This window comes from Pseudomonas sp. D4-21 (assembly GCF_051132125.1).
Classification (GTDB): Bacteria; Pseudomonadota; Gammaproteobacteria; order Pseudomonadales; family Pseudomonadaceae; genus Aquipseudomonas.
This window is the reverse complement of sequence record NZ_CP071664.1, coordinates 5,311,367-5,331,766: the sequence shown is the minus strand read 5'-3', so window position 1 is coordinate 5,331,766 and position 20,400 is coordinate 5,311,367. Positions and strand designations below refer to the sequence as shown.

Below are 20,400 nucleotides of genomic sequence, written 5' to 3'. Positions count from 1 at the left end.
AAAAGGCTGGGCTTTTGTTGAAAGCTTGCCCTGTAACTTGCCAGACTACCCCCGCTGTTCAAGTTGCCAGAGAGCCGGCTACGCAACCGTGGCCAAGAAGAATAACTGGAGCACTTTTCATGAAGGCATTAGGCATGAAGACATTAGGTATGAAGTTAGCTGGCAAGACCCTCCTCGCCATGTCCCTGATGGGCGTGATGGCGGGCGCCGTCCAGGCGGACGACAAGGTGCTGCACGTCTATAACTGGTCCGACTACATCGCGCCGGACACGGTCGCCAAGTTCGAGAAGGAAACGGGGATCAAGGTCGTCTACGACGTATTCGACAGTAACGAGACGCTGGAAGCCAAGTTGCTGGCCGGCAAATCCGGCTATGACGTCGTGGTGCCGTCGAACAACTTCCTCGCCAAGCAGATCAAGGCCGGCGTCTACCAGGAGCTGGACAAGTCCAAGCTGCCGAACTGGAAGAACCTGGACCCCGACCTGCTCAAGGCCGTCGGCGATGCCAGCGACCAGGGCAACAAGCACGCGTTTCCGTACATGTGGGGCACCATCGGCATCGGGTACAACCCCGAGAAGGTCAAGGCCGCGTTGGGCGTCGACAAGATCGACTCCTGGGACGTGCTGCTCAAGCCCGAGAACATTGCCAAGCTCAAGAGCTGCGGCGTGAGCTTCCTCGATTCGCCAACCGAAATGATTCCCGTGGCTCTGCATTACCTCGGCTACCCGACCGACAGCCAGGACAAGAAGCAACTGGCCGAAGCCGAAGCACTGTTCCTCAAGCTGCGCCCATCGATCGGTTACTTCCACTCTTCCAAGTACATTTCGGACCTGGCCAACGGCAACATCTGCGTGGCCGTGGGTTACTCGGGTGATATCGAGCAATCCAAGAGCCGTGCGGCTGAAGCTGGCGGCAAGGTGAAAGTGGCCTACACCATTCCGAAGGAAGGTGCCGGTTCGTTCTACGACATGGTCGCCATTCCAAAAGATGCCGAAAACGTCGAAGCCGCCTACAAGTGGATGAACTTCATCATGCAGCCGGAAATCATGGCTGAGATCACCGACAACGTGCGTTTCCCTAACGGCAACAAGGCCGCCACCGCGCTGGTGGACAAGGAAATCTCCGGTGACCCGAGCATCTACCCATCGGACGAAGTGAAGGCCAAGCTGTACGCCATCGCCGACCTGCCGTCGGCGACCCAGCGGATCCTGACCCGCAGCTGGACCAAGATCAAATCCGGCAAATAAGCCGGCTTGAAGCACGCTCCGGTTGTCGCCGTCCCCGGGAGGGCGGCAACAGGAGCAATTAAATAACTAAAAGTTTTGCTGGATCGGTTTATCGAGGGTAAGTTGCGCGCCGGTTTTGTTGCAGGGCATATCGTTGCCCGGTAACGGGGGCAACTTGGGCCCAACTATTTAAGAGGACCTCCACGTGCCTGTCTTTTCTTTGTTGCGCAACGCCTTGCTGGTCGGTGCTGGCCTGACACTCGCTGTCAGTGCCCAAGCGGCTTCCACCGTGCATATTTATAACTGGTCGGACTACATCGGCGAATCCACCCTGGCAGACTTCGAGAAAGCCACCGGGATCAAGCCGGTCTACGATGTGTTCGATTCCAACGAAACCCTGGAAGGCAAGTTGCTGGCCGGTCGCACCGGTTACGACGTGGTCGTGCCGTCCAACCATTTCCTGGGCAAGCAGATCAAGGCCGGGGCGTTCCAGAAGCTCGACAAATCGCAGCTGCCGAACTACGCCAACCTCGATCCTTCGCTGCTCAAGCGTCTGGAAAAAAACGACTCGGGCAATCAATACGCCGTGCCTTACCTGTGGGGCACCAACGGCATCGGCTATAACGTCGAGAAGATCAAGGCGGTACTGGGTGTCGAAAAAATCGACTCGTGGGCCATGCTGTTTGAACCGGAAAACATCAAGAAGCTGTCCAGCTGCGGCGTTTCGTTCCTCGACTCGGGCGACGAGATGATCCCGGCGATGCTCAACTACCTGGGCCTGGACCCCAACAGCCAGAACCCCGAAGACTACAAGAAGGCCGAGGCCCAGCTCCTCAAGATCCGGCCTTACGTGACCTACTTCAACTCCTCCAAGTACATCTCGGACCTGGCCAACGGCAACATCTGCGTGGCTGCCGGGTTCTCCGGCGATATTTTCCAGGCCCGTGAACGTGCCAGCGAGGCCGGCAAGGGCGTCGAAATCGCCTACGTGATTCCCAAGGAAGGCGGCAACCTCTGGTTCGACATGCTGGCAATCCCACGCGACGCCGCCAACGTCAAGGAGGCCCACGCGTTCATCAACTATCTGCTCAAGCCTGAGGTCATCGCCCAGGTGAGCGACTACGTCGGTTATGCCAACCCGAACCCCAAGGCTGGCGAACTGATGGACCAGGAAGTGCGCACCGACGAAGCGGTTTATCCCCCGCAGGAGGTTGTCGACAAGCTCTACGTCAACTCCGAGTTGCCGCCCAAGATCCAACGACTCATGACCCGCAGCTGGACCAAGGTCAAGTCGGGTAAATAGCGTCAAGCGCTCTAACTTTTCCAAGGTTCGCCCGTCTTGGGCGAGCTGCAAATTTTGTGGGAGTTTCGTAAATGGCAGTTGCCTCCGGCGCCTATAAGAAAGCCCTCGAGGGCGACCAGACACCCAAGCAGGTGCTGGTCAAGATCGACCGGGTCACGAAGAAGTTCGACGAGACGATTGCCGTGGACGACGTGTCCCTGGAAATCAAGAAAGGCGAGATCTTTGCCTTGCTCGGCGGTTCGGGATCGGGCAAATCCACTTTGCTGCGCATGCTGGCAGGCTTCGAGCGGCCCACGGAGGGGCGGATTTTCCTCGATGGCGTGGACATCACCGACCTGCCGCCCTACGAGCGGCCGATAAACATGATGTTCCAGTCCTACGCCTTGTTCCCCCACATGACCGTGGCACAGAACATCGCCTTCGGCCTGCAACAGGACAAGATCCCGAAAGCCGAGATCGACGCCCGCGTGGCTGAAATGCTCAAGCTGGTGCAGATGGGCCAGTACGCCAAGCGCAAGCCGCACCAACTCTCTGGTGGCCAGCGCCAGCGCGTGGCCCTGGCCCGATCCCTGGCCAAGCGGCCCAAACTCTTGCTGCTCGACGAGCCAATGGGCGCTCTGGACAAGAAGCTGCGCTCGCAGATGCAACTTGAGCTGGTGGAGATCATCGAGCGGGTCGGCGTGACCTGCGTGATGGTGACTCACGACCAGGAAGAGGCCATGACCATGGCCGAGCGCATTGCGATCATGCACCTGGGATGGATCGCCCAGATCGGCAGCCCGATCGATATCTACGAGACCCCGACCAGCCGCCTGGTCTGTGAATTCATCGGCAACGTCAACATCTTCGAGACCGAAGTGGTGGACGACGCCGAGGGCCACGCGGTGCTGACGTGCAAGGACCTGGACCGCAACATCTACGTCGGCCACGGCATCAGCACCTCGGTGCAGGACAAGTCCGTCACCTACGCCATCCGCCCGGAAAAACTCTTGGTCACGCCCGAGCAGCCAACCTGCGAGCACAACTGGTCCAGTGGCAAGGTCCATGACATCGCCTACCTGGGCGGCCACTCGGTGTTCTACGTCGAGCTGCCGAGTGGCAAGCTGGTGCAGTCGTTCGTCGCCAACGCCGAACGCCGAGGCCAGCGTCCGACCTGGGGCGACCAGGTATTCGTCTGGTGGGAAGACGACAGCGGCGTGGTGCTTCGCTCATGAACATGCGCAAGTTCAAACGCCGACTCGCCCGAATAACGCCCGGTGGCCGTCAGATGGTCATCGGGGTGCCCTTCATCTGGCTGTTCCTGTTCTTCATGCTGCCGTTCTTCATCGTCCTGAAGATCAGTTTCGCCGAAGCCGACGTGGCGATCCCGCCTTACACCGAAATCTACAGCTACATCGACCAGAAGCTGCAGGTGCTGCTCAACCTTGGCAACTATGTGATGCTCAGCGAGGATGAGCTGTACATCTCCGCCTATCTCGGCTCGCTGAAGATGGCGCTGATCAGCACCACGTTGTGCCTGCTGATCGGCTACCCCATGGCCTATGGCATCGCCAACGCCCGCAAAGAGATGCAGACGGTGCTGGTGCTGCTGATCATGATGCCGACCTGGACCGCGATCCTGATTCGCGTCTACGCGTGGATGGGTATCCTCAGCAACAACGGCTTGCTCAACGGCTTCCTGATGAGCATGGGTTGGATCAGCGAACCCCTGCAAATTCTCAACACCAACCTGGCGGTCTATATCGGCGTGGTCTATTCCTACCTGCCGTTCATGATCCTGCCGCTCTACGCCAACCTGGTGAAGCATGATGCCAGCCTGCTGGAAGCCGCGTCGGACCTGGGTTCGAGCACCTTCAACAGCTTCTGGAAGATCACCGTGCCGCTGTCCAAGAACGGCATCATCGCCGGCTGCATGCTGGTGTTCATCCCGGTGGTGGGCGAGTTCGTGATTCCGGAACTGCTGGGCGGCCCGGAAACGCTAATGATCGGCAAAGTGCTGTGGCAGGAATTCTTCAATAATCGAGACTGGCCGGTGGCATCCGCTTTGGCGGTGGTGATGCTGGCGATCCTGATCGTGCCCATCATCCTGTTCAACCGCAGTCAGGCCAAAGAAATGGAGGGCAAGTAATGAAGCGCTTCAGTTTTTCAAGCCTGATGCTGGTGCTGGGTCTGTTGTTCATCTACGCGCCGATGCTGATTCTGGTGATCTACTCGTTCAACGCCTCCAAACTGGTGACGGTGTGGGGCGGTTGGTCAGTCAAGTGGTACGTCGGCCTGCTGGACAACAGCCAGCTGATGGGCTCGGTGATGCGCTCGTTGGAAATCGCCTGCTACACGGCGATTGCCGCGGTGGCCCTGGGCACGCTGGCGGCCTTCGTGCTGACCCGCATCACCCACTTCAAGGGTCGGACGCTGTTCGGCGGCCTGGTCACCGCGCCATTGGTGATGCCGGAAGTGATCACCGGCCTGTCGCTGTTGCTGTTGTTCGTGGCCATGGCGCAAATGATCGGCTGGCCTCAGGAACGTGGCATCGTCACGATCTGGATCGCCCACACGACGTTCTGCGCGGCCTACGTGGCGGTGGTGGTCTCGGCGCGCTTGCGTGAGCTGGACCTGTCCATCGAAGAGGCGGCCATGGACCTCGGCGCGCGGCCGTGGAAGGTGTTCTTCCTGATCACCATTCCAATGATCGCGCCGTCGCTGGCGGCGGGCGGCATGATGTCGTTCGCGCTGTCCCTCGACGACCTGGTGCTGGCAAGCTTCGTCTCCGGCCCTGGCTCGACCACCTTGCCGATGGAAGTCTTCTCGGCGGTGCGCCTGGGGGTGAAACCGGAAATCAACGCCGTGGCGAGCCTGATCCTGCTGGCGGTGTCCCTGGTGACCTTCCTGGTCTGGTACTTCAGCCGCCGTGCCGAAGAAAACCGCAAGCGGGCGATCCAGCAAGCGATCGAGGAAAGCGCCGCCGATTCCTGGAAGCAACCGGAAGTACGCCGGGCGGAAACCGCTTCGGCCTAACCGACTCTGGGACCAAAATGTGGGAGCGAGCTCGCTCCCACTGGTGTTTTTTTGCCTGCAAATCCGTGGCTCACTGCAGATCCCCTTGTGGGAGCGAGCCTGCTCGCGATAGCGGTGGGGTGTGCTGGCTATGAATTCCAGGGCGAGCTGCGGATCACTTCAACGAAGTTCATCGGCTTGAACCCCGGCTCCTGATCCCTCAGCACATCGGTTTTCACATTGCCGAAGGTGGTATGTGGACGATGCCGCAAGCCGTCGGCGAAGGCGCAGATGATGCACTCCTTGAAGCCTTCTCCCCGGGGATGCGCATGCACCACGGCGTCGCGCTGTGCGGCGGGGAACGCGGCGTAATCCATGCCCAGCACGTCCATTTCCACGCCAGCGGTCACCAGGGCGACGTTGGGGCGCAGGTGCTTCGGCACGCCGGGCGTGGTGTGCAGCGCGATCGACAGCCACACTTGCTCGATGTCGTCATCGCTCAACCCGTAGGGTTTGAGGAAGGCCGCGGCGGCATTCGCGCCGTCCACTTCGAAGCGCTCATCGTCGCTGCGGTAGCCTTCCACCAACCCGAGGTCGTGGAACATCGCGCCGACGTAGAGCAGCTGCGGATCGTAAGCCAACTGCTGGCGCTGGCCGCTCAAGGCGCCGAACAGGAACACCCGGCGGGAATGGTGATACAGCAGGTCCGATTCAATGTCGCGGATGTATTCGGTGGTGGCCCGGGCGAGGGCGCTGTCGGGAATCTGGATGCCGGCGATGCGGGTCATGCTGCTCTCCTCTTGACGGTGCGCCGTGGCGGCGCTGAGGGTTCAGTCTGTTCGCCGGGATACGGCGCAGCAATCGCGCCATGGCTGCGATTACGGCCAATGAACTTGGGTTTCATGCCATCTGGCTTCTGCACGCCGGATTGGCTAGGGTTCTGTGGTCAACCCGGACAGGTAAGTGAGCACCATGGAAAAAACCGTCGCCATCGTGGTGTTCACGGGCGTCCAGTCCCTGGATGTCAGCGGCCCCCTGGATGTGTTCTGCGAAGCCAATCGCTTTCTCGCCGCGCAGGATCACTATCGGCTGGAAGTGATCGGCGTCGAGCGCGGTGCGACGTCTTGCTCCAACGGCATGTCCCTCAATCCCCACCGCCATTTCAGCGAAGCGTCAGGGCCGTACGACCTGCTGCTGGTCGCGGGCGGGCCGCAATTGCCGTTCATGGACGTTGGCCCAGCGTTCAATGCCTGGCTGCGCGAAGCCTGCGCCCGGGCCCGGCGCTTCGGTTCGATCTGCAATGGCGCGTTCATGCTCGCTCGGGCGGGATTGCTCCAGAGGCGGACCGTCACCACCCATTGGGGCGATGCTTCGGCGCTGGCGCAGCTGTGCCCCTCGACCCGGATCGAAGCCGATCGGCTGTACGTGCAGGACGGCGAGCTGTATACCTCGGCGGGCGTTACGGCGGGAATCGACCTGTCGCTGTTTCTGCTGGCTCAGGACCATGGGCCGGAGGTGGCACTGAATGTCGCCAAGCGGCTGGTGGTGTTCACCCAGCGTTCAGGCGGCCAATCACAGTTCAGTCCGTTTCTCGCGCCCCATGCCGAGCCGACCTCCACCGTGGCCCAGGTCCAGGCGTACGTGCTGGCGAATCTCAACGGTGATCTGGGCATCGCCAACCTCGCCAGCGCGGCGAACATGAGCCCACGCAATTTCTCCCGCGTGTTCGCCCGGGAGGCGAAGGTCACGCCAGCCGAGTTCGTCGAGCAGGCCCGGGTAGACGCGGCGCGCGTGATGCTGGAAAGCACTCGGGCACCGCTCAAGACCGTCGCTTACCAATGCGGCTTTCGCGATGCCCAACACATGCGCAGCGTCTTCAATCGGCGGTTGGGCGTGACGCCGCAACAGTTCAGGTTGAATTTTGCCGCGTTGCTTTAAGCTCATTTTTTCAGTGCGTCATGGGCCTCCAGCGCCCGCAGGGAATAGATATAAGCCGCTCCGGCATTCAGCGAGACCGCCGTTGCCAGGGTGGCGGCGATTTCTTCGCGGGTCGCGCCGGCCTTGATCGCGGCGTCGGTGTGTACGCCGATGCAGCCGTCACATCGGGTGGTGATCGCCACGGCGATGGAGATCAGTTCACGGGTCTTGGCGTCGAGCACGTTGTTCTCGGCGGCAGCCTCATCCAGGGCCATGTAGGCCTTGACCATTTTGGGATTGCTTTTGCCCAGGGCGCCAAAGGCACTCTTGATGGTGGGCAGCAGTTCGGACCAGTTATTGAACATTGCATCGACTCCATTGTGATAAACGGGTTGGGCTTTTGCAGTCTTGACGATCATTGATGTCCAAGCCTGTCGATCGTCAGAAACATTCCGATGCCATGGTCAGGGCTCGGCCCTGGCGGGCAGCAGTTTCAGTGTGCCGTGGGTGTTGGCGGTGACTTCTTCCTCGGCCAGGTGCGCCTGGTGATACAGCCCTTCGATATAGGCGTCGGCCTGGTCCTTGTAGTGCTTGTCGAATGGTACGCCGCTCTGGCCGACAGGGTTGATGGTGACGCTGTGGGCCGGGTCGGCGAAGTCAATGATGCGCCGGGTGGAAGGGCCATAGGTCACGGGCCAGGGCGCTGGTCCGATCTTGGCCGAGAGATTGTTCGGTACTTCATGGGTGCCGGGTGCGGCGAACGGTCCAACGTTGAAGACCCGGTCCAGCGGCTTTTGCTGGCCCAGGGGATGCCCATGGGTCAGGGTGTGTGCCTGACCCCACCGCCATTGGGCGGGGTCGGCCCCCAGCGTCGCCCTCAAGTGCGCCAGGGATTTGTCCCAGGCTTTGATCACCGTGTCGGCGCGGGTTTCGGTGCCCAGCGTCGATCGGTCGTCCCACCACGGCGAGTCTTTCTCGGCGGCCAGGCGTGGCAGCGCGGCGTCGATGACACGGGTCGATAGCGCGGTTTCGAAGAATCCGTCGCCCAGTTCGTCCCGCAGGGCGGTGTTGGCCAGGTCATACAGGAACTGGTTGAACAGCGTGGCGCTGATGGAGTCCAGCGGGTAGTCGCCCTTCCACTCAGCCAGTTGTTCCACCCACTTGCGCTCCTGCGGGTCGCTGACCGCTTCGCGCAGGATCGGCAACAAAGGTGCAAGCAGGCGCGGGCCATAGGCGGTGGTGGTGCCCAGTTGCAGTTTCTGGGTGGTCTGGATGTCCCATTTGGCCTGTTTGTCGCTCAGTTGTCGGTCGAGTTGCTGACCCCGGTCGGCGAGGTTGTAGTAGCCAGGGATCTCGATCCCGCTGGCCGCCACCGGCTGGAAATTCGCTGAGAGGATGTAGCCCCGGGCCGGGTTCTCTTCCTGGGGATTGCTGCTGAAAGGGTAGAAACCGTCTTTTTCCGCTTCGGCGCTGGTGCCGTCGAGAATGAAGCCGGGTTTCACGCCAGCCGGCCGCTTGGGCAATTGCGCCGCGGCCCACCAGCCGATGTCGCCCTTGGCATTGGCCCAGACCACGTTTAGCCCCGGCGCATGGATATTGGCCGACGCACCGCGGGCCTTCACCAAGGTGTCGGCGCGGTTGAGCTGGTAGAACGCCTCGAGGATCGGATTGCGGCTTTCCAGGAACCCCCACCACATGGCGATTGGCGTCTTGCCCGCATTGGCGCCGAGGGCATCGTTGACGATCGGGCCGTGGGGCGACTGGCGCAACACCAGCGTTACCGGGGCCTGGCCTTTGACGGCGATCTGCTGTTCGCTGCGGGTCATGTCCACCCATTGGCCGCGGTACCAGACCTGTTCGGGGTTGTCCGGGTTGATCTTCTCGGCGATCAGGTCCAAGTCGTCGTTTTGGAACATGGTGATGCTCCAGCCGAAATCCTTGTTCATGCCCAGGGAGGCGAACGGCATGAGGGCCTGATACTGGCCGTAGAGTTCGAAACCTGGCGCCGACAGGTGGGCTTCGTACCACACCGACGGCGTGGAAAAGCGGATATGCGGATCGCCCGCCAGCAAAGGCTTGCCGCTGTGGGTGCGGTTGCCCGAGACCGCCCAGGCGTTGCTGCCTTCGACCTGCGGCAGGCCATGGTCGGCCAAGGCCTGCTCACTCAGGCGGGCGAGGGCGTTGAGGTCTTTCCAGTCAGTGGCGGACAGTGTCGTGCCGCCTGCCGGATCCTGAGGCAGGACGCCCTGCGGCTGCCAGTCGAGGTCGAAAATCTTCAGGTACTCGGCACCGAGTTCGTCGCGCACATAGCTCAACAAGGGTTCGGTGCGAAAGGCCGCGGCGAAGCTGTAGGCCATGTAGCCAACGATGCTGGCGGTGTCTTCAGCGGTAAAGGGACGCTTGGGAATGCCCAGCACATCGAACTCCAGCGGCCGCGTGTGGGTTTGCTGATAGGCGTTGATGCCGTCCAGGTACGCTTGCGTAGCGATCCAGGCCGGCGACTGTCGATCCTGCTCGGCGACGTAGCTGGCGGCGCGCTCGCGAATGCGCAGGCTGCGCATCAGCTTGTCGGTGTCGAGCAACTTGGGCCCGAGGATCTCGGCCAACTCGCCCCGGGCGAGGCGCCGCATGATCTCCATCTGGAACAGCCGATCCTGGGCGTGGACGTAACCGAGGGCACGGTACAGGTCGGTTTCGTTCTCGGCGCGGATATGCGGCACGCCGCGTTCGTCGTAGCGCACCGTCACCGAGCCTTGCAGCCCTTGCAACTGCACCGTGCCCTGGCGGGTGGGCTGCTTGCTGTAGAGGTAGCCGCCCGCGACGATAACGGCGGTGACGACCAGTGACAGGAAGGCGACGAGGGTCCGTTTCATGGTCATTCCTTATTCGAGTGGCAGCGGTCCCACGATCTCGCTGTGGATCGCCTGTTTAACACGTGACCGCTTCCCGGTGCATCGTTCCTCGGAGGGATATCTTCGGCCCTACTGTTTGCTGGATGTGTCCTGGGCCCACGGACAATAACAACCCACCGCCATGGTGTGGGTTGCGTCGACTTGCCGGCCGGTACTCAACGCTTCGAGAATCGGTTCGATAAAGCTGTTGCTCGAATTGCAGGTCAAGCCTTCGCTGTACGGGCCGAAATACGCCAGTTTGCCGTGGCGGTCCCAGATCGCCACGGCGGGGCTGGCAGGAATCTGTTCCGAACCGGGAAGCGCCGGCAGTGTCTTGAGGCTATTCAGCGTGGCAGGCAGGCGGCCCAGGCTGCCGGTTTTTTGTACTGCGTAGAACGCCACGCCAAGGGGGGTGTATTTCTCGACCAGCTCGGAGAGGTGCTGCTGATTGCCAACGTTGCACGGGCAGGCCGGATCCCAGAAATGCACCAGGCGGATTGCGCCGGGGCCGGCCAGGTCGGGCGGCAGGCGCAGGGGGTCGCCGGAAAATACTGCCGTGTGTTGGCTGAACGTCCTCAGGAATCGGCCCTGGAACCAGTCGTAGGCGAGCCACAGCACGACGGCGCACGCGAGGGCGAGCAGGCTGGCAAGCAAGGTCGTGCGATGGGACGGGCGCATGGAGTCGATCCTCTGGAGCCGCGTAGCTTGCCATGCCCGACGCGACAGATGAATATCACAGGCTTATAAAGCCTGTTTCGCGCGATGCGCTCCTGCCTGGAATACCAATGCCCGCTTCTTTTGACCCTGATCATCTGCGCGCCAGCCTGCAACCTTTGGCGCAGTGGCAGCCGCTGTCTGCGCAAGCGCAGGCCTACCAGCAATTCTATGGACTGGATTTCCCGGCACGCACGCTGCGCAGCGGCCTGGGTCGTTTCGACGTTGCGGGGTATGAGCTGGTCGGCCAGGTCTGGTGGCCGGAAAAAGCCGTGGCGACCCTGTTCCTTTTCCATGGCTATTACGACCACATGGGCCTTTACCGGCACTTGATCGACTGGGCGCTGGAGCAGCGGTTCGTGGTGATCAGCTGCGACTTGCCGGGCCATGGATTGTCCAGTGGCGAGCGCGCCAGCATCGGCGATTTCGCCGACTACCAGGCGACATTGCAAGGTTTGCTGGCAGAAGGGGAGAGCCTTGGCTTGCCGCAACCCTGGCACCTGTGCGGACAAAGCACCGGCGGGGCAATTGTGGTCGACCATGTCCTCAACCAGGGCGCAAACAGCCCGGCCCAGGGCCAGGTCATCCTGTTGTCGCCCCTGGTCCGGCCTCGCGCCTGGGGCTGGTCGCGCCTCAGTTATTACCTGCTCAAGCCGTTCGTGACCGGCATTGCCCGGCGGTTCACCGAGAATTCCACCGACCCGGATTTCCTTCCGTTCCTGCAGGCCGACCCGCTGCAACCGCTGCGCCTGCCCACCGCGTGGGTCGGGGCGCTCGCGCAGTGGATCAAGCGCATAGAGGCGGCGCCGAGCAGCCCGCGCCAGCCGTTGATCGTCCAGGGGCAGGCGGACATGACGGTGGATTGGCGACACAACTTGCAAGTGTTGCAGGCCAAATTCGACCGGCCGCAGGTTCTGATGTTGCCGCAGGGGCGGCATCACCTGGCGAATGAGAGGTTGGCGATGCGTCAGGAAATGTTTGAGTTCTTGAGCAGGCGGATGAGTCGGGTCCGGCGGTGATCGATCTATCGCGTTCGCGAGCAGGCTCGCTCCCACGATGGATCTGTGCAATCAGTCCCTGTGGGAGCGAGCCTGCTCGCGATAGCGATGTTGAATCCCTACTGCCCTAAGTTCTGCCCCACCGCCAACCCCGCCCGAATCGCCGCCAGCGCCGCCTGGTAATAGGCCTGCCCCTCGGCCGACTCGGCGAAGGTGGCGAATTCTTCCAGCTCGGTGTCGGTCAGGTCACGGTAGACGTACAGCAACGTGTTGTTCAGGTCCGCACCGATCTGGTCCATCAGGCGCTGGCGCTGGCCGTTCAACATGCCTTGAGCCTGCCCGCCGCCCAGCAAGCCTGGAATCATCGAACTCAGGCTGTCGGCCGCCACGCCGGCGATCGCCAGGCTGACTTCGGCACCGGCTTCGCGGGCGGGCAGGGCCTGGGCCAGATGGCCGATGATCAGCAGGCGGTTATCGCTGGCCTGCATCTTCGGCAGGCCCTTGGCGTTCTTCGCCAATTGGTCGCGGCGGGTGGCGAGCAGTTCGGCCGCGACGACTTTGCGGCCCAGGGGCGATTGGAAAAAGGTCAGGGCCGGGTCCGGATCGGCAAGGTTCTTGCGCAGCTGGGCCTCGGCCCGCTGGTCCATGGCCTGGGGCGCGAACCGTTGGTTGCTGTTGTTCACCAACGCCTGGAATACCGCTGGCGGCAGGCTGTTCTGATAGCGCTGCTGCGCGGCATTCAAGGCGTCATTGAAATGCGCCCGTTGTTCCGGCCAGCCGGCGACCTTGTACAACTGGTCGTAGCTGTCTGCCCAGGCGGGCAATACGCAGAACATCAACAGTGAGAAAAGCAAACGGCGCATAGGGACTCCTGTCAGCAGCCGACTATTCTCCGTGGGGTGCGGGAACTTGTCGAGAATTCGTATCAAGTTCGTACGGCGGTGCCACCTGGCGCAGCGAACCCGCTGCGCGGCGCTGTCGGTTTTGCAGGCACAGGAATACTATGCGCGCCATGCAAATACCTTCTGATCATCCGTTGCTGTTACGTATCGTCGACGACCTGGCCGAGCGCGGCTGGTCGCAGCAGAACATCTTCCTGCCGGATGCGCTGACGCGCGCCTTGGCGGCCGAGTGCCGCCAGCGCGCCGCTGAAGGTGAACTGGCCCCGGCCGCCGTTGGACGCGGGCCGTTTTCGGAAATTCGCGAAGGGATCCGTGGCGATCACATCCAGTGGATCGAGCCCGGCCAGGTTGACGCCTGCGACCGTTACCTGGGGTTGATGGACAGCCTGCGCGAGGCCTTGAACCGCGGCCTGTTCCTGGGCCTGGAGGATTTCGAGAGCCACTTCGCCCTGTACCCGCCCGGTGCGTTCTACCTCAAGCACGTCGACCGCTTCCGTGACGATGACCGGCGCATGGTCTCGGCGGTGCTCTATCTCAATGACGCGTGGCTGCCGGAACACGGCGGTCAGCTGCGCATGTACCTGGGCGAAAGCGAGCACGATGTAGTGCCCACCGGCGGCTGCCTGGTGGTGTTTCTCTCGGGGGACATTCCCCATGAAGTGCTGCCGGCGACGCGTGAGCGCCTGTCCTTGACCGGTTGGTTCCGACGCCGCGGCAACGAGTTGTTCTGAGCATGGAAAAAATCCTCGTCAGTCGCTGTCTGCTCGGTCATCGCGTGCGTTACGACGGTGGCGCCAGCGGGCCATTCGATCAGCTCCAGCAATGGCTCGACGAGGGTCGTGTCGTGCCGCTGTGCCCGGAGGTCGCCGGCGGCTTGCCCACGCCCCGGCCGGCGGCGGAGATTCCTGGCGGGCAAGGAGTGAAAGTGCTCGATGGCGACGCGGCGGTCATCACCACCGATGGCGAGGATGTGAGCGCGCAGTTTTTGTCGGGTGCCTATCAAGCGTTGGATTTGGTGCGCGAACACGGCATCCGGATCGCCGTGCTGAAGGCCAACAGCCCCTCCTGCGGCAACCTGCTCACCTATGACGGGACATTCAGCGGTGTGAAAGTCCTCGGCGAGGGCGTGACGGCGGCGTTGCTCAAGCGCCACGGCGTACGGGTGTTCAGCGAGCTGGAGCTGGCGGAAGCGGCGTCAGCGCTAAAAGCGTTGGCCGCGGAATAATTGCGGCGAACCGTTTTTTTGTGGCGAGGGGATTTATCCCCGCTGGGGTGCGAAGCGCCCCCAAAAAAATATCGACCACAGCCGCACATCCAAAAAGCAGGGGGCCGCTTCGCGACCCAACGGGGATAAATCCCCTCAGCACAGAAATGACGGTGTCTAAAGCTGCTCGGCCAATAGCTCGATCTGCTCTTGCCGCTCGGCCTGGCTCAAGCGGGGACTGGGGTTGAGCGACGACCACTGCGGATACGCCCGGGCCTTGTTCAATGCTTCGGGCAACCTGCCTTCGCGCCATGTCTTATCGTGGGGCGTGGCGATACGGATACTGTCCATCGCCGCATGACCGCGCTGATTGATCGCTTGCAGCAATTGCCGTTGGCGCAAGGCCAGGAGGCGCAGCACGCTGTCGTCCACGGTCAGTTCGCGCTGGCCCTTGAGCTTGCCCATCAACCGGTTGCCATAGCTGCGGGCGGTTTGCAGCGCACCGCCGGCAATGGCTCCGGCCAGGGCTGCGGCGCCAAGGGTCAACCCTCCCACCAGCAAATCCACGCCCGCACCCGCCGCTGCCCCGGCCGCGATCCCGCCACCGACTCGCACGCCCAATTGCTTGAGGGTGTCGGGATTGAACAGGTCATCGCCCCAGCGACCGTCCAGCAGAGGCAAATCGCTGGCGGCCGCGTCCTGGGCACGGAAAGCGTAAAGCTTGAGCAGCGCTTCAACGCAGCGCTGCTCGCGCTGACGGACGGCGTCGCGCAATTGGCCGATGGCCTGGTGCTCCAGATCCGCATCGCTGGCGACGCTGCGTCGGCAGGCGGCACAATCAATCAGAAGTTCGGCGATCAGGCGCTTTGCGCTCTGCTGGCGAGCCTGGCGCTGGGCCTGTTGATCATCGATCAGTCGCTCCAGCTGTTCGCGAGCGTTTTCCAGCAACAGTGCAAGGCTTTCGTACAGGCGCCGTTCGCCGTCTTCCGGCGGGGCGACGCTGTCGAAGCGCACCAGCGCATGCAGGCCCAATCGTGCCAGGGCTTCGCGCCACTCAGGTTCGCGATGCTGGGCGCTGCTGACGAAGTTGAGCACCGGTAGCAGCGGTTTGCCGCAACTGGCGAGGACTTCCAACTCATCGCGGTATTTGGCCAGCACTGGCTCGCGGGCATCAATGACATACAGTCCGGCATCGCTGGCGAGCAACTGCCGCAGCACCTTGGCTTCCTGCTCGAAGCGTTGCCGGGCCTCACTGCCATCGAGGAAGCGCGCCAGGCGTGCCGGGCCGTCCAGGCGTTCGCCCGGCCGCTCCAGGCGTTCCAGGTAATCGAGCAGGGCGATGGCGTCTTCCAGCCCCGGCGTGTCGTACAGTTCCAGCAGCGCCTGGCCATCCACCGACAGGCGAGCCCCTTCGACGTGACGGGTGGTGCTCGGGCGATGGGACACCTCGCCGAAGCCGACGTCGCGGGTCAGGGTGCGCAGCAAGGAGGTCTTGCCGACATTGGTGTGGCCGACCACCGCGAGCTTCAGGGGCTTGAGGGATTCAGTCATGGCCGGTCTCCAGCCAGTTCATCGGGGCGCAATCGGCGAACGGCAACTCCAACTGTTGCAGCGCGTTATGCCAATCACCCAGGCGCTCGCCGTCCAGCGCTTCGCCGGGTGGCGCCTGCAATAACCAGATACGGGTAGCGCTGGCGCTGCGGGCCAGCTCGGCAATCAACGCTAGGCTTCCACGGTCCGGCGAACGTCGGGGGTCGCAGGCAATCGCCAGGCGCGCGGGTGGGAAACGCGACAGTTGTTCCAAGAGTCTGTGGCGGGACTCGCGGCTGTCGAGGATGCCGGCGTTTTTAACGGAGTCGGGCAGCTTGGGCGGCCAGGGACGTTCGTCCAGCTCGATCGCCACCAGCAACGCGCCGTCACTTTCCATTGCCCCGACGGCGCTGTCGATTCTGTGCAACTGTGCGGGCGCGGCATCGTTGACCCCCAGGCGCTCGCTGCTGGGCATCAACCGCTCGCGCAACTGCGCGTAACCGGGCAGGTTCAAGTCCAGGCGAAGTCTGGCGCGGCCACGACGCCATCGCCACAGGCACAGCAGCGCCAGGCACAGGCGCGGCAGCACGCCGTAGACCAGCAAGACGCCGACCAACCACCCGGCCCAGGCCTGGCGGGCGCTCTCGATATCCAACGCGGCGTCACCGCTGGCGCGGATCATCTCGACGGTCGGCACGCTGAAGCCCAGCAGGGCGGGCAGCGCACCGAGGGCCTGGGTCATGGCGACAAAGGTATCGCCGCCCAGAATCGTGGTTTCCCAGACGAAGCCATAACGCCGGGTCGCCATCAGCATCAGTACGATGACCAGCGCGCTAAGCATCGCCAGTAGCCACAAGCCGTTGACCAGCACGCCGAGCGCCCAGCGATTGAGCCGGTGCCGTTGCAACAACAGCAGCAGGGCTGGCGCCAGTTGGGCAGCCTTGGCATCGCGCGCCAGTTTTTCGCTGAGCCACAGCCAAAGGCGTCCCAGCGTGGCGCCTTGCTCCCCAGCGAACAGCAGGCCCAGGAGCCAGCCAATGAGCAGGAGCAGGTTCAGCCCCAACAGGCTGCCCAAGGCCCAGAAAACGTTGACCGGCGCGCGTCCATCGCCGAGGGCGGCGAAGCCCAGGCCGGCGCCGCTGGCGATGGCGAGCACCGCCAACGCCATCAGCGCCAGCCGCGCTCCCTGCAGCCAGTGGCGCAGGGCTTGAGCAAGGCCGTCGCGGTCGGCCAGCCAGCCGGCGCGGTGGCGGATGCGGGTAGATAGATCGCCTCCTGCCGCGCGGGCCAGGCGATTGGCTTCCTGGTCCTCGAGCGGGCCGGCGTGTTCTTCACGCAGGCGTATCGTCTCGGTCAACCAGAGGTTCTGCAGTTCTGTCACGGGCGCTTCCGTTGCTCGAATGAGCAAAGAGCATAACCGCTGTGGCGCCAGTCCGGGCCTCTGGTATCCTCGCCCCCATGAAAAAAACTCTTCCCTTAAGCCTGATCGCAGCCCTCGGTGAAAACCGCGTGATCGGCATCGACAACACCATGCCCTGGCACTTGCCGGGGGATTTCAAATATTTCAAGGCCACCACTCTGGGCAAGCCGATCATCATGGGCCGCAAGACCTGGGACTCCCTCGGTCGACCGCTGCCGGGTCGCTTGAATATCGTGGTGAGCCGCCAACCCAGCCTGGTTTTGGAAGGCGCGCAGGTTTATTCCACGCTTGAAGCCGCAGTGGAACGGGCCGAAGCCTGGGCGTTGGAACAGGGCGTGGACGAGCTGATGCTGATCGGCGGTGCCCAGCTCTATGCGCAGGCATTGGATCAGGCGGATCGGCTGTACCTGACCCGCGTGGCGCTGAGCCCGGAAGGGGATGCTTGGTTCCCGGCGTTTGATTCGAACCAGTGGAAGCTGGTTTCGAACCAGCCGAATCCGGCCGAAGGGGACAAGCCGGCCTACAGTTTCGAAGTCTGGGAAAAACGCTGAAGCATCGCGAGCAAGCTTGCTCGCGATAGCCGATTTAGCAGGCCCCCCGTCAAGCCTGCGCCAACTCCCCATGCTCGTCGGCATCGAGCAGTGCTTTGTCAGTCTGCTGCATCACCTGGCTGGTAATCGCCCCCGCAGTGATCGAGCCACTGACATTCAATGCAGTGCGGCCCATGTCGATCAGCGGCTCCACCGAAATAAGCAGCGCCACCAGCGAGACCGGCAAACCCATGGCCGGCAGCACGATCAGCGCGGCGAACGTCGCGCCACCACCGACTCCCGCCACGCCCGCCGAACTCAAGGTCACGATGGCGACCAGCGTTGCGATCCACACCGGATCCAGCGGGTTGATGCCCACGGTGGGCGCGACCATCACCGCCAGCATCGCCGGATACAGCCCAGCACAACCGTTCTGGCCGATGGTGGCGCCGAACGAGGCGCTGAAGCTGGCGATCGCCCGGGGAATGCCGAGGCGACTGGTCTGGGCCTCGATGCTCAACGGAATGGTCGCGGCGCTGGAACGGCTGGTGAAGGCGAACGTTAACACCGGCCAGATCTTGCGGAAGAAACGCAGCGGGTTGATCCCGGCGGCCGACACCAGCAGGCCATGGACCACGAACATCAAGCCCAGCCCCAGGTACGACACCACTACGAAACTACCGAGCTTGATGATGTCCTGCAGATTCGAGCCGGCGACCACCTTCGTCATCAGCGCCAGCACGCCGTATGGCGTGAGCTTCATCACCAGGCGCACCAGGCGCGTCACCCAGCTTTGCAGGGTGTCGATGGCGTCGACCACCTTCTGGCCTTTCTCAACGTCATCCTTGAGCAACTGCAACGCGGCGACACCGAGGAACGCGGCGAAAATCACCACGCTGATGATCGACGTCGGCTTCGCCCGGGCAAGGTCGGCAAAAGGATTCTGTGGAATGAACGAAAGCAGCAGCTGCGGGATGTTCAGGTTGGCGACCTTTGCGGCGTAGTCGCCCTGGATCACTTGCAGGCGCGCCAGTTCCTGGGTGCCGGCCACCAGGCCCTCGGCGGTGAGGCCGAACAGGTTGGTCAGGCCGATGCCGATCAGCGCCGCGATGGCGGTGGTGAACAGCAGCGTACCGATGGTCAGGAAGCTGATCTTGCCCAGGGACGCGGCATTGTGCAGGCGGGCCACGGCGCTGAGGATCGAGGCGAAGACCAGCGGGATCACGATCATCTGCAGCAACTGCACATAGCCATTGCCCACGAGGTCGAACCAACCGATCGACGCTTTGAGCACGGGATTCGCTGCCCCATAAATCGTATGCAGGGCGATACCGAACACCACGCCCAGCGCCAGCGCCAGCAAGACTTTTTTGGCCAGGCTCCAGGTGCCGTGGCGGGTTTGCGCAAGGCCGAACAGCAGGCCAATGAACACCAGCAGATTGAGTATCAGCGGCACATTCATGAAAAACTCCGATAAGACTTTGCCAGTCGCCACGAGCCGCGACTGTGAGCCGGAAAGCCTAACAGTCTGATATCTAAAGAATTAATACTAAAAAAGAATGTTTACTGTCGCTTTTGGAATAAGGCGTTGGCGTCCACGGACATGCCGCTGCCGTTATCGGGACGCAAGCGGTCGCCCACAGGCGGGATCCGTCACAGGCATTTGTTAGCGTCAAATTCTTACAAACTGGGAGTAAACGCCGATGAAGCTCGTACCGCACCTGCTCGCTGTCGCTCTAGGCTTGGGCCTCGTCGGCCAAGCGCTCGCCACCGATCTCAAGCACTGGCCGGCGGAACAGGCCAAGGCGCTGGAAGCGATGATCGCGGCCAACGCCAACAAGGGTAACTACGCGGTCTTTGACATGGACAACACCAGCTACCGCTACGACCTGGAGGAGTCGCTGTTGCCGTTCATGGAGAACAAGGGCCTCATCAGCCGTGAAACCCTGGACCCATCCCTGAAGCTGATGCCGTTCAAGGATACGGCTGAACACAAGGAAAGCCTCTTCAGCTATTACTACCGCCTGTGCGAACTGGACGACATGGTTTGCTACCCGTGGGTGGCCCAGGTGTTCTCTGGGTTCACGCTCAAGGAGCTGAAGGGTTATGTCGATGAATTGATGGCTTCAGGCAAACCGGTGCCGACCACCTATTACGATGGCGACAAAGTGGTCCAGTACAACGTCAACCCGCCGAAAATCTTCACCGGCCAGACCGAGCTGTACAACAAACTGATGGAAAACGGTATCGAGGTCTACGTCATGACCGCGGCTTCCGAAGAGCTGGTGCGCATGGTCGCGGCCGATCCGAAGTACGGCTACAACCTCAAGCCGCAGAACGTGATCGGCGTGACCACGCTGCTCAAGGACCGCAAGACCGGCGAGCTGACCACCGCGCGCAAACAGATCACAAACGGCAAATACGACGAGAACGCCAACCTGGGCCTGGAGTACACCCCCTACCTCTGGACCCCGGCGACCTGGATGGCCGGCAAGCATGCGGCGATCCTGACCTACATCGACGAATGGAAAAAACCCGTACTCGTCGCCGGCGATACGCCGAGCAGCGACGGCTACATGTTGTTCCACGATGTGGACGTGGCCAAGGGCGGCATCCACCTGTGGGTCAACCGCAAGGACAAGTACATGACCCAGATCAACGGCATGATGGCCAAGCACGCCGCCGCCCAGGCCAAGGAAGGATTGCCGGTGACGGCTGACAAGAACTGGGTGATCGTCAAGCCCGAGGACATTCAGTAAACCCGTCCCCCA

At 62.4% G+C, this 20,400-nt stretch carries 19 protein-coding genes; 11 read left to right on the top strand and 8 right to left on the bottom strand.

Going from position 1 to position 20,400, the window contains the following annotated elements; genetic code table 11:
- The first annotated feature begins 149 nt into the window (after nucleotides 1-149).
- From J3Q04_RS24120 to J3Q04_RS24100, 5 genes are all read left to right on the top strand, one after another.
- Nucleotides 150-1,247, top strand: a complete 1,098-nt coding sequence (locus J3Q04_RS24120) for a polyamine ABC transporter substrate-binding protein (RefSeq protein WP_420765174.1) — start codon at nucleotides 150-152, stop codon at nucleotides 1,245-1,247.
- A gap of 184 nt (nucleotides 1,248-1,431) precedes the next feature.
- A complete protein-coding gene (locus J3Q04_RS24115) occupies nucleotides 1,432-2,529 on the top strand; it encodes a polyamine ABC transporter substrate-binding protein (protein WP_434561741.1) in 1,098 nt (365 codons plus the stop codon).
- 71 nt (nucleotides 2,530-2,600) lie between these two features.
- Nucleotides 2,601-3,743 carry an ABC transporter ATP-binding protein gene (locus tag J3Q04_RS24110; RefSeq protein ID WP_434608983.1) on the top strand — a complete coding sequence of 381 codons (1,143 nt, stop codon included), beginning with the start codon at nucleotides 2,601-2,603 and terminating at the stop codon, nucleotides 3,741-3,743.
- Complete coding sequence (locus tag J3Q04_RS24105) at nucleotides 3,740-4,657, top strand: ABC transporter permease subunit (RefSeq protein WP_420765076.1); 918 nt, start codon at nucleotides 3,740-3,742, stop codon at nucleotides 4,655-4,657. Before J3Q04_RS24110 ends, J3Q04_RS24105 begins: the two co-directional genes overlap by 4 nt.
- Complete coding sequence (locus J3Q04_RS24100) at nucleotides 4,657-5,544, top strand: ABC transporter permease subunit (RefSeq protein WP_420765075.1); 888 nt, start codon at nucleotides 4,657-4,659, stop codon at nucleotides 5,542-5,544. Before J3Q04_RS24105 ends, J3Q04_RS24100 begins: the two co-directional genes overlap by 1 nt.
- 128 nt (nucleotides 5,545-5,672) lie before the next feature.
- Here the strand turns inward: J3Q04_RS24100 and J3Q04_RS24095 are convergent, their stop codons facing one another.
- Nucleotides 5,673-6,311, bottom strand: coding sequence for an HD domain-containing protein (locus J3Q04_RS24095; protein WP_434561743.1), 639 nt, complete (start codon nucleotides 6,309-6,311; stop codon nucleotides 5,673-5,675).
- A gap of 184 nt (nucleotides 6,312-6,495) precedes the next feature.
- On the opposite strand from J3Q04_RS24095, the gene J3Q04_RS24090 reads away from it, so the two are divergent.
- Nucleotides 6,496-7,461: a GlxA family transcriptional regulator gene (locus tag J3Q04_RS24090; protein WP_434611493.1), complete on the top strand. Its 966-nt coding sequence runs from the start codon at nucleotides 6,496-6,498 to the stop codon at nucleotides 7,459-7,461.
- A gap of 2 nt (nucleotides 7,462-7,463) precedes the next feature.
- On the opposite strand, the gene J3Q04_RS24085 is transcribed toward J3Q04_RS24090, so the two are convergent.
- The 3 genes from J3Q04_RS24085 to J3Q04_RS24075 all read right to left on the bottom strand — a co-directional run bounded on the left by J3Q04_RS24085 (nucleotide 7,464) and on the right by J3Q04_RS24075 (nucleotide 11,009).
- Nucleotides 7,464-7,805: a carboxymuconolactone decarboxylase family protein gene (locus tag J3Q04_RS24085; protein ID WP_014340738.1), complete on the bottom strand. Its 342-nt coding sequence runs from the start codon at nucleotides 7,803-7,805 to the stop codon at nucleotides 7,464-7,466.
- Nucleotides 7,806-7,904: 99 nt separating this feature from the next.
- Nucleotides 7,905-10,313, bottom strand: a complete 2,409-nt coding sequence (locus J3Q04_RS24080) for a penicillin acylase family protein (protein ID WP_434608986.1) — start codon at nucleotides 10,311-10,313, stop codon at nucleotides 7,905-7,907.
- A gap of 108 nt (nucleotides 10,314-10,421) precedes the next feature.
- Complete coding sequence (locus J3Q04_RS24075) at nucleotides 10,422-11,009, bottom strand: DUF6436 domain-containing protein (protein WP_434608988.1); 588 nt, start codon at nucleotides 11,007-11,009, stop codon at nucleotides 10,422-10,424.
- A 107-nt stretch (nucleotides 11,010-11,116) separates the two neighbouring features.
- Between J3Q04_RS24075 and J3Q04_RS24070 the strand changes: the two genes are divergently transcribed.
- Entirely contained in the window at nucleotides 11,117-12,064 is a 948-nt protein-coding gene (locus tag J3Q04_RS24070) for an alpha/beta hydrolase (RefSeq protein WP_420765071.1), read from the top strand.
- 98 nt (nucleotides 12,065-12,162) lie between these two features.
- Here J3Q04_RS24070 and J3Q04_RS24065 read toward each other — a convergent pair whose 3' ends face one another.
- A complete protein-coding gene (locus tag J3Q04_RS24065) occupies nucleotides 12,163-12,906 on the bottom strand; it encodes a DUF2059 domain-containing protein (RefSeq protein WP_434608990.1) in 744 nt (247 codons plus the stop codon).
- 140 nt (nucleotides 12,907-13,046) lie between these two features.
- Between J3Q04_RS24065 and J3Q04_RS24060 the strand changes: the two genes are divergently transcribed.
- Entirely contained in the window at nucleotides 13,047-13,676 is a 630-nt protein-coding gene (locus J3Q04_RS24060) for a 2OG-Fe(II) oxygenase (RefSeq protein ID WP_420765069.1), read from the top strand.
- A 2-nt stretch (nucleotides 13,677-13,678) separates the two neighbouring features.
- Complete coding sequence (locus J3Q04_RS24055) at nucleotides 13,679-14,170, top strand: DUF523 domain-containing protein (RefSeq protein ID WP_434561753.1); 492 nt, start codon at nucleotides 13,679-13,681, stop codon at nucleotides 14,168-14,170.
- A gap of 156 nt (nucleotides 14,171-14,326) precedes the next feature.
- Here J3Q04_RS24055 and J3Q04_RS24050 read toward each other — a convergent pair whose 3' ends face one another.
- Together J3Q04_RS24050 and J3Q04_RS24045 are read right to left on the bottom strand one after the other, a co-directional pair.
- Nucleotides 14,327-15,700 (bottom strand): GTPase/DUF3482 domain-containing protein, encoded by a 1,374-nt coding sequence (locus tag J3Q04_RS24050; RefSeq protein ID WP_434608993.1) that lies wholly within the window; start codon nucleotides 15,698-15,700, stop codon nucleotides 14,327-14,329.
- Nucleotides 15,693-17,060 carry a DUF2868 domain-containing protein gene (locus J3Q04_RS24045; RefSeq protein ID WP_434608996.1) on the bottom strand — a complete coding sequence of 456 codons (1,368 nt, stop codon included), beginning with the start codon at nucleotides 17,058-17,060 and terminating at the stop codon, nucleotides 15,693-15,695. The genes J3Q04_RS24050 and J3Q04_RS24045 overlap by 8 nt, the downstream gene beginning before the upstream one ends.
- 77 nt (nucleotides 17,061-17,137) lie before the next feature.
- Between J3Q04_RS24045 and J3Q04_RS24040 the strand changes: the two genes are divergently transcribed.
- Nucleotides 17,138-17,650, top strand: a complete 513-nt coding sequence (locus J3Q04_RS24040) for a dihydrofolate reductase (RefSeq protein WP_434608999.1) — start codon at nucleotides 17,138-17,140, stop codon at nucleotides 17,648-17,650.
- Nucleotides 17,651-17,699: 49 nt separating this feature from the next.
- On the opposite strand, the gene J3Q04_RS24035 is transcribed toward J3Q04_RS24040, so the two are convergent.
- Entirely contained in the window at nucleotides 17,700-19,091 is a 1,392-nt protein-coding gene (locus tag J3Q04_RS24035) for an L-cystine transporter (protein ID WP_434609001.1), read from the bottom strand.
- A 241-nt stretch (nucleotides 19,092-19,332) separates the two neighbouring features.
- Between J3Q04_RS24035 and J3Q04_RS24030 the strand changes: the two genes are divergently transcribed.
- A complete protein-coding gene (locus tag J3Q04_RS24030) occupies nucleotides 19,333-20,388 on the top strand; it encodes a haloacid dehalogenase-like hydrolase (RefSeq protein ID WP_434609003.1) in 1,056 nt (351 codons plus the stop codon).
- The last annotated feature ends 12 nt before the right edge of the window (nucleotides 20,389-20,400 follow it).